Here is an 8,119-nt window from a genome sequence, read left to right as displayed (position 1 = left end):
GTTCGGACACGATCGCCGAGAAAGGCGGACAGGCCGGCGTGCGCGTGCCAATACCAATACCGAGGTCGCTACGCATACCCAGGTCGCCGCGTGCACCCGGCTCATTGCGCAGGATGGCGGCGGCACGGCCATCGAGATCTGCCATGTCCCCAGTCAATGGCAGGGGCTGATCGATATCCATCGACGGCGCGTCGACGGCCATTTTGGGTCGGCGCACGCCGCGCCAGTTGCTCGGCTCGGCCGGTGCCGCATCCAGCAATTCGCTCATCGCCTCGACCGGCTCGCCGGGTTCGAGCGAACCCAGCCGGTCGACGATCTTGAGCAACGTATCGTGGATGGCCTCGAACGTTCTCGAATTGCGTTCGTCGGAGCGCCGCGTCAGCGTTTCAAGCGTCTTCAAATCCTGGGCGAGGCCGGAAACCGCGGTCGTATTGGCGCTCGAACCGGCCAGCGATTGCACTGCGTTCTCGGCCGCTTCGCGCGCCGCGCCAAGGATGGAATCGCGGGTTCCTGCGAGCGACTTTTCAATTTCGTTGAGACGCGGGCTGATGTCCTCGAATTCCGGCAGCGGGGTGCTGGGCTTGGAAAGATGAGCCGACAGGCCGGCAACCTGTGCTTCCAGGCTGCGGATCAGCGCCGGATCGATGCCGGCGACCTGTGCGGCCGACGCGTCCAGCCGGCTTGAAATGTCTTCGAGCCGGCTCTCCAGTCCGCGGATCGCCGCTTCGCCCGCGGGATCGGGCACACGCGTTTCAAGGCGCCTGGCGAGCGCCGTAAAGCGGGCATCGATGGCTTCCATGATGCCGACGCTGTCGACCTGCGGCATGCGCTGGTCGAGCCTGTCAGCAACCTCGTCCAGCCTGCGCTCGAGATCGCGGAACAGCATGTTGCCCTGCTCGATGGCGTCACCCTGGCGGCGTTCCATCATGCTCGACAGGACGTCGAAGCGTTGCTCCAGCCCATGGAAGATGTAGTCGGCGTCAGGCATGGCGGGTGCCTGGTCGATCTTGTCGGCGATGAATGCGATCTGCTTGGCCAGGCGCTCCATCGCCTGCTCCGGCAGATTGGCGCGGCCGGCGAGTTCGTCGACCCGGCCCGACAGCGTGCTCAACCGGTCCATGACAGCGTTGCCGGGACGATCCTGCGCCACTTCCTGGATCTGGCCGGCAAGCGAGTCGATCCGTCTCTCTATGCGCTCGAAAGCCTCGTGGTCGAATGAATTGGCTTGCGCGGCGACCGTCGATGCCACGATGGCGCGGGAAATCTCGTCCAGCCGCTCGTCGATCATGCCAAGCGTGTCGCTGCCGCGATTGTCTTGCTGGCTGGCGAAATGGTCGACAGCGCCGGCAAGCGTGCGCACCTTCTCCTCCAGCGAGCGCAGCGACAACGATTCCGGCAAATTGTTGACGGCATTGCTGATCTGCTCGAGCCGGGCGGTGAGAGCAGACAGGCCCGGGTCGTCCGAGCGCTTGCGCTGGTCGGCGTCGACGCGGTCTTCGAACGCCGTCCAGCGGCGATCGAAATCGTCCCAGCGGCGGTCGACCTTCTGCACGCTCTCTTCGCGTGCCAGCGTTTCGAGTGCGGCTTTGACCTGTTCGAGCTCGAGCCGCAGCATGTTGACGCTTCTGTCGTCGCTCTTCTCGGCCAGGGTCTGGATGGCGCCCGAAAGACGCTCGAACTCAAGGCCGAGTTCAGCACTGCCCTTGGCCGAAGCACCGGGCCTTGCGCCTGACTGGAAGGCCCGCTCGATGTCCTTGCGCAGCGCTTCGAATTCCCGCTGCAGGCCTGCGGTCATCTGGTGGCGCAATTCCTCGCGCATGCCGCGCAATTCGCCGGCGATCTTGCCGACCATGGCAACGCCATCCTCCTGGCCGCGCACGCGATCGATATCGCGGGCAATGGCCTGGTAATTCTGCTCGAAAGCGGCGGCTCCCTGCATCGGGCTCTTCGGACGCGACGCGGGCTGCGGGTCCTCATACCAGCGCTGCTGGCCAGAGGGCCGGGCGGCGGGGTAGCGCGCATCGGCACCATATTGGCGGGGATCGGGTTGGCGGAGTTCGGGACGTGCCATCGGATCCTCGCGCGTCCGCTCCAGCCGCTGCTCCAGTGTCTCCAGCGACTGGTTCAACTGATCGAGCGTGGTCTGCGGCCTGCGCTGCCTGCCGGCATTGAGTGTATCGAGATAGGACCGCTTGCTGTTCATCGGTGCGTCCGTCTTTCAGAATGGCTGGCTCGCGGCCAGTTCCCCCAGGTCCCTATCGGAACGAAGGCGACCGGCGGCGATGCCGCGGCGGAAGACGAGCTTCCCGGGCTCTCGCCCGCGCTCCGAAAAACCGTGAAAAATTCGATACAGGATAAACACGGGTAGCCGACGCGCCCACATTTCCCCCAACGTGGTAAACAACGCGTTAACCAAACTTAAGAAATCGAAAGGATGTTGGCTGCCGGCCTGACGGTGCGGCATAAAGGGCGGGGCGCAGAACGCCCTTGCGTCATCCTGCGGCAATCGGTATAGAATTGACGTAAACGTAAAAGGCGCATTGAGCGCATGTTTGCGATTTGTTTGTTGAAACCACGACTGGAAGCAGGCCCCCGCTTCCAGTCAGGCGACGCACGGTCCAGGACCGCGACGCCACCAGACGGGGAAAGCCAGTGACCATGAAGCTTATCTCGGCCGGCGAGACCGCGGCCAATACCAATATGTCTGCCGAAGCCGGCGAGGACCTCGTCCGCATCGGCGAGATGGCGAAGAAATATGGAGTGACGCTGCGCACGCTGCGTTTCTACGAAGACAAGGGCCTGCTCAACCCGCAGCGCGACGGTTCGACCCGTCTCTACACGCGCCGCGACAAGGCCCGCCTCAAGCTGATCCTGCTTGGCCGCAAGGTCGGATTCTCGCTGCGCGACGTCAAGCAGATGATGGATCTCTACGATCCCACCGGTTCAAACACCAAGCAGCTCAAGCTTGCGCTGGACAAGTCGGAAAAGCAGCTTGCCCGCCTGCAGAAGCAACGGGCGCTGATCGACGACGCCATCAACGAGCTCAGCGGCTCGATGTCGGCGGTGCGCCAGATGCTGAGCGAGCGTTCGGCGCCGCAGGCGAGCGCCGCCAGCTGAAGCAATTCCGTCAGGAATTGCGCCAGACACCAAGTCGTCTGCTGATTGTCCGAGTTCTGTCTAGCCGCGTGGCCTGCCACGCGGCTTTTCGTTGTCCTGGCCCACTCTTATGGCCTTTCGGCGCTGGCTTGCGCAACGTCGCGCCGCTACGCTCATTGCTCCAGGGGGCGGGGAATCTTGTCGCATCGAGAAAATTGACGTTTACGCAAACGTCAATTTTTGCTATCCCGCTCCCAATATGGGTCCGCATGCCGCCCTGGCTTGTCTTCGGGGCATTCGGACCGGGTTTGCAGGGTGGAGAAAAAGCATGCCGACATACAGGGCTCCGGTCCAGGATACGCTGTTCGTGCTCAACGAGGTTCTGGGTTATCAGCGTTATTCGAACCTTCCCGGATTTGCCGACGCCACGCCCGATGTGCTCGAGGCGATCCTCGCCGAAGGCGCCAAGCTCGCCGAAAACGTCATGCATCCGCTGAACCGTGTCGGCGACATGGAAGGCTGTGTGCGTCACGACGATGGCTCGGTGACCACGCCGAAAGGCTTCAGGGAGGCCTTCGACCAGTACCGCGAGGGCGGCTGGATGGGATTGGCCGCACCCGTCGAGTTCGGCGGCCAGGGCCTGCCCTATGCCGTGCACACCGCCGTCGCCGAATATATGGTCTCGGCCAATATGTCCTTGATGATGTATCCTGGCCTGACGCAGGGCGCGATCGCGGCAATCATCACCCACGGCACCGACGAGCAGAAGGCGACATGGTTGCCGAGGATGATCGAGGGTGCCTGGACCGGCACCATGAACCTGACCGAGCCGCATTGCGGCACGGATCTCGGCCTGTTGCGGACCAAAGCGGTGCCGAACGGCGATGGCACCTATAAGATTTCAGGCCAGAAGATCTTCATCTCGGCCGGCGAACACGACATGTCGGACAACATCGTCCATCTGGTGCTGGCCCGCATCGAGGGTGCGCCGGAAGGCGTCAAGGGCATCTCGCTGTTCATCGTGCCGAAGCTCAAGCTCGACCCGTCGGGCAATCCGGGCAACAGGAACACCGTCTCCTGCGGCTCGATCGAGGAGAAGATGGGCATCCACGGCAATTCGACCTGCGTCATGAACTATGACGAGGCTGAGGGCACGCTGCTCGGCGAGCCCAATGGCGGCCTGAAGGCGATGTTCACGATGATGAACGAGGCGCGCCTCGGTGTCGGCCTGCAGGGGTTGTCGCTGTCGGAGATCGCCTATCAGAACGCTGTCGGCTACGCCAAGGACCGTTTGCAGGGCCGCTCATTGTCTGGGCCGAAGGCGCCGGACAAGAAGGCCGATCCAATCATCGTCCATCCCGACATCCGCCGCAGCCTGATGACCATGAAAGCCTTCAACGAGGCCGGCCGCGCGCTGGCGCTGTGGACGGCGATCAAGTCCGACATCGCCCACCGCTCCGGCGATGACAAGGATCGCCAGGCCGCCGACGACTACACCGGCCTGATGACGCCGGTGGTCAAGGGCGTGCTCACCGACAAAGGGTTCGACCACGCCGTCATGGCGCAGCAGGTGTTCGGCGGTCACGGTTATATCGAAGAGCACGGCATGAGCCAGTTCGTGCGCGATGCCCGCATCGCCATGATCTATGAAGGCGCCAATGGCATCCAGGCGCTCGACCTCGTCGGCCGCAAGCTTGGTTTGCATGGCGGCCGCGCCGTGCAGGCCTTCTTCAAGGAGGTCGGCGAATTCTGCGAGGAGAACCGCGCTAACGAGAAGATGGCGCCGTTCACTAAGGCGTTGAAGAAAGGTCTCAACGATTTGCAGGCGGCGACCATGTGGCTGGTGCAGAACGGCATGGCCAAGCCCGACAATGCGGGTGCCGCCTCGACCGACTACATGCATCTCTTCGGCCTGGTCGCTCTGGGCTATATGTGGGCGCAGATGGCCAAGGTGGCACTTGGTAAGACGGACGCCAATGGCGCGCAATCTTTCTACGGCAACAAGGTCGTGACGGGGCGCTTCTTCATGGAGCGGATCATGCCGGAGACATCGGCTCATCTCGCCCGCATTTCGAGCGGCGCCGACACATTGATGGCACTGCTGGCGGAAGCGTTCTAAGCTCGACCTCACTGGCCTTTCTGTCTGTCGATACGCGGAGGAAATCGTGGCGACAAATCCCGCCGAAGTGCTCTCTTTGCCGAAGCCCGCCTGGGCGGCGGACGAGGTCGGCATGCTCTACGACATGGCGCATCGCTTCATGTCGGAGGAGATCGCGCCGCGCTACGACGAGTTCGAGAAGAACGAGATGGTCGATCGCGAAAGCTGGCTGAAGGCAGGTTCCGCCGGCCTGCTCTGCGCTTCTATGCCGGAGGAATATGGCGGCTCCGGCGGCACCTTCGCGCATGAGAGCGCCATCATCGAGGCCATTGGCCATGTCGGCGTCGACGGGTTCGGCATCGGCCTGCACAATTCGATCGTCGCCCCTTATATCCTCCACTACGGCTCCGAGGAGCAGAAAAAGAAATGGCTGCCGAAGCTGGCGACCGGCGAGCTGATCGGCGCCATCGCCATGACCGAGCCCGGCGCCGGCTCCGATCTGCAGGGCGTCAAGACGCGGGCGCAGAAGGATGGCAACCACTACAAGATCAATGGTTCCAAGACCTTCATCACCAACGGCCAGCTTGCGAACTTCATCATCGTCGTCACCAAGACCGATCCGGAGAAGGGCGCCAAGGGCACCTCGCTGATCGTCGTCGAGACCGACGAGGTCGAAGGTTTCCAGCGCGGCCGTAACCTCGACAAGATCGGGCTCAAGGCCAACGACACGTCGGAGCTGTTCTTCAACGACATGCGCGTGCCGACCTCCAATTTGCTCGGCCACGAGGAAGGTCAGGGCTTCGTCCAGTTGATGCAGCAACTGCCGCAGGAGCGGCTGCAGATCGGCACAGGCGCCATCGCCATGATCGAGCGGGCGCTGGCGTTGACCATCGACTACGTCAAGGAGCGCAAGGCGTTCGGCAAGGCGATCATCGATTTCCAGAACACCCAGTTCAAGCTGGCCGAACTCAAGACCGAGGCCACCATCGGCCGCGTCTTCTACAATGATTGCGTCGCCCGCCACATCGCGGGCGGCCTCGATCCCGTGACAGCGTCGATGGCCAAGTACTGGCTCAGCGACCTGCAGGGAAAAGTCGTCGACGAATGCCTTCAACTGCATGGCGGCTATGGCTACATGAATGAATACCCGATCGCCCGCATGTTCCGCGACGCCCGCGTCCAGCGCATCTACGGCGGCACCAACGAGATCATGAAATTGCTGATCGGACGCTCTCTCTGAAGGCGACATCAGGCAAACCCAAGGAGCAAGCAAATGGCTGAAGCTTATGTCTATGACGCCGTGCGCACACCGCGCGGCAAGGGCAAGAAAGACGGATCGCTGCACGAGGTGCCGGCGGTGCGGCTTGCCGCCAAGACGCTCGAAGCGCTGCGCGACCGCAATGGGCTGGACACTGCAAACGTCGACGACATCATCTTCGGCTGCGTCGATCCGGTCGGCGAGGCGGGTTCGGTCATTCCGCGCGCCGCCGCCTTCGAGGCCGGCTACGACACCAAGGCGCCCGGCATGCAGATCTCACGCTTCTGCGCTTCCGGGCTCGACGCCATCAATTTCGGTGCCGCCAAGATCGCGCAGGGAGCGGACGAGATCGTCATTGCCGGCGGTGTCGAATCGATGTCGCGCGTCGGCATGGGCGCCTCGGGCGGTGCCTGGTTCATGGATCCTTCGGTCGGCCTGCCCGGCTGGTTCGTGCCGCAAGGCATCTCGGCCGACCTGATCGCCACCAAATACGGCTTCAGCAGAGACGACGTCGACGCCTATGCGGTCGAGAGCCAGAAGCGCGCCGCCAAATCCTGGGCGGATGGCCGCTTCAAGAAATCCGTCATCCCGATCAAGGACCAGAACGGCCTGACCATCCTCGACCATGACGAGCATATGCGCCCGTCGACCGACATGCAGTCGCTGGCCTCGCTCAACCCGTCCTTCGTCATGCCCGGCGAAATGGGCGGCTTCGATGCGGTCGCGGTGCAGAAGCATCCCGAAGTGGAAGAGGTCAACCACGTCCATCATGCCGGCAATTCGTCCGGCATCGTCGATGGTGCGGCGGCCGTGCTGCTCGGTTCGAAGAAGGCCGGCAAGGCGATGGGGCTGAAGCCCCGCGCGCGTATCCGCACCTTCGCCAACATCGGCTCCGAGCCTGTGCTGATGCTGACCGGTCCGGTCGACGTCACCGAGAAGCTGTTGAAGCGCGCCAAGATGAAGCTCTCGGACATCGACCTGTTCGAGCTCAACGAAGCCTTCGCTTCGGTGGTGCTGCGCTACATGCAGGCTTTCGACATTCCGCATGACAAGATCAACGTCAATGGCGGTGCCATCGCCATGGGTCATCCGCTCGGCGCCACCGGCGCGATGATCTTCGGCACGGTGCTGGACGAACTCGAGCGGCGCGATCTCAACACCGCTCTGGTGACGCTGTGCATCGGCGCCGGCATGGGCACCGCAACCATCATCGAACGCGTCTGACGGGGAGAGAAACGATGAGCTACACCAATTTCGCCCTCGACACCGACGCCGACGGCATTGCGCTGGTCACCTGGGACATGCCCGGCCGTTCGATGAACGTCTTCACCGAAGAGGCGATGCGGGAATTGAACGCCATTGTCGACAAGGTGGCTGGTGACGCCGCCATCAAGGGCGCCGTGATCACCTCCGGCAAGGATACCTTCTCCGGCGGTGCAGATATCTCTTTGCTGCAGAAGATGCTGACGACCTTCGCCGCGGAAAAGGGCAAGGACGCCGAAAAGGCGACCAAGGCGCTGTTCGACAATGCCGGCATGATGACCGGCCTGTTCCGCAAGCTGGAAACTTGCGGAAAGCCGTGGGTGTCGGCGATCAACGGCACCTGCATGGGCGGCGCCTTCGAATTGTCGCTCGCCTGCCACGGCCGTGTCGCCGCCGATAGCGAC

The 8,119-nt window shown here is 63.0% G+C and carries 5 protein-coding genes and 1 pseudogene; 5 read left to right on the top strand and 1 reads right to left on the bottom strand.

From position 1 onward, the window contains the following. Positions 1-2,203, bottom strand: a pseudogene (locus EN991_RS14270) (peptidoglycan-binding protein); the annotation flags it as partial. A gap of 455 nt (positions 2,204-2,658) precedes the next feature. On the opposite strand from EN991_RS14270, the gene EN991_RS14265 reads away from it, so the two are divergent. From EN991_RS14265 to EN991_RS14245, 5 genes are all read left to right on the top strand, one after another. Continuing rightward, positions 2,659-3,117, top strand: coding sequence for a MerR family DNA-binding transcriptional regulator (locus EN991_RS14265; protein ID WP_013533661.1), 459 nt, complete (start codon positions 2,659-2,661; stop codon positions 3,115-3,117). A gap of 307 nt (positions 3,118-3,424) precedes the next feature. After that, the gene (locus tag EN991_RS14260; RefSeq protein WP_127368993.1) at positions 3,425-5,215 is read left to right on the top strand and encodes an acyl-CoA dehydrogenase; all 1,791 of its coding nucleotides are present in this window, start codon (positions 3,425-3,427) and stop codon (positions 5,213-5,215) included. A 46-nt stretch (positions 5,216-5,261) separates the two neighbouring features. Further along, positions 5,262-6,434: an acyl-CoA dehydrogenase family protein gene (locus tag EN991_RS14255; RefSeq protein WP_082826644.1), complete on the top strand. Its 1,173-nt coding sequence runs from the start codon at positions 5,262-5,264 to the stop codon at positions 6,432-6,434. A 33-nt stretch (positions 6,435-6,467) separates the two neighbouring features. Beyond that, positions 6,468-7,676, top strand: coding sequence for an acetyl-CoA C-acetyltransferase (locus EN991_RS14250; RefSeq protein ID WP_027161729.1), 1,209 nt, complete (start codon positions 6,468-6,470; stop codon positions 7,674-7,676). 14 nt (positions 7,677-7,690) lie between these two features. Next, the coding region (locus tag EN991_RS14245) for an enoyl-CoA hydratase-related protein (RefSeq protein WP_206519204.1) at positions 7,691-8,119 on the top strand (429 nt) is incomplete at its 3' end.

This window comes from Mesorhizobium sp. M7A.F.Ca.US.005.03.2.1 (assembly GCF_003997795.1).
GTDB lineage: Bacteria > Pseudomonadota > Alphaproteobacteria > Rhizobiales > Rhizobiaceae > Mesorhizobium > Mesorhizobium ciceri.
The sequence above is the reverse complement of the archived record's forward strand: the minus strand, read 5'-3'. Positions and strand labels throughout refer to the sequence as shown.

What these genes read in the sequence shown, in the direction of transcription:
- EN991_RS14265 (WP_013533661.1), top strand. Translation starts at nt 2,659, where the DNA reads ATGAAGCTTATCTCGGCCGGCGAGACCGCGGCCAATACCAATATGTCT.
- EN991_RS14260 (WP_127368993.1), top strand. Translation starts at nt 3,425, where the DNA reads ATGCCGACATACAGGGCTCCGGTCCAGGATACGCTGTTCGTGCTCAAC.
- EN991_RS14250 (WP_027161729.1), top strand. Translation starts at nt 6,468, where the DNA reads ATGGCTGAAGCTTATGTCTATGACGCCGTGCGCACACCGCGCGGCAAG.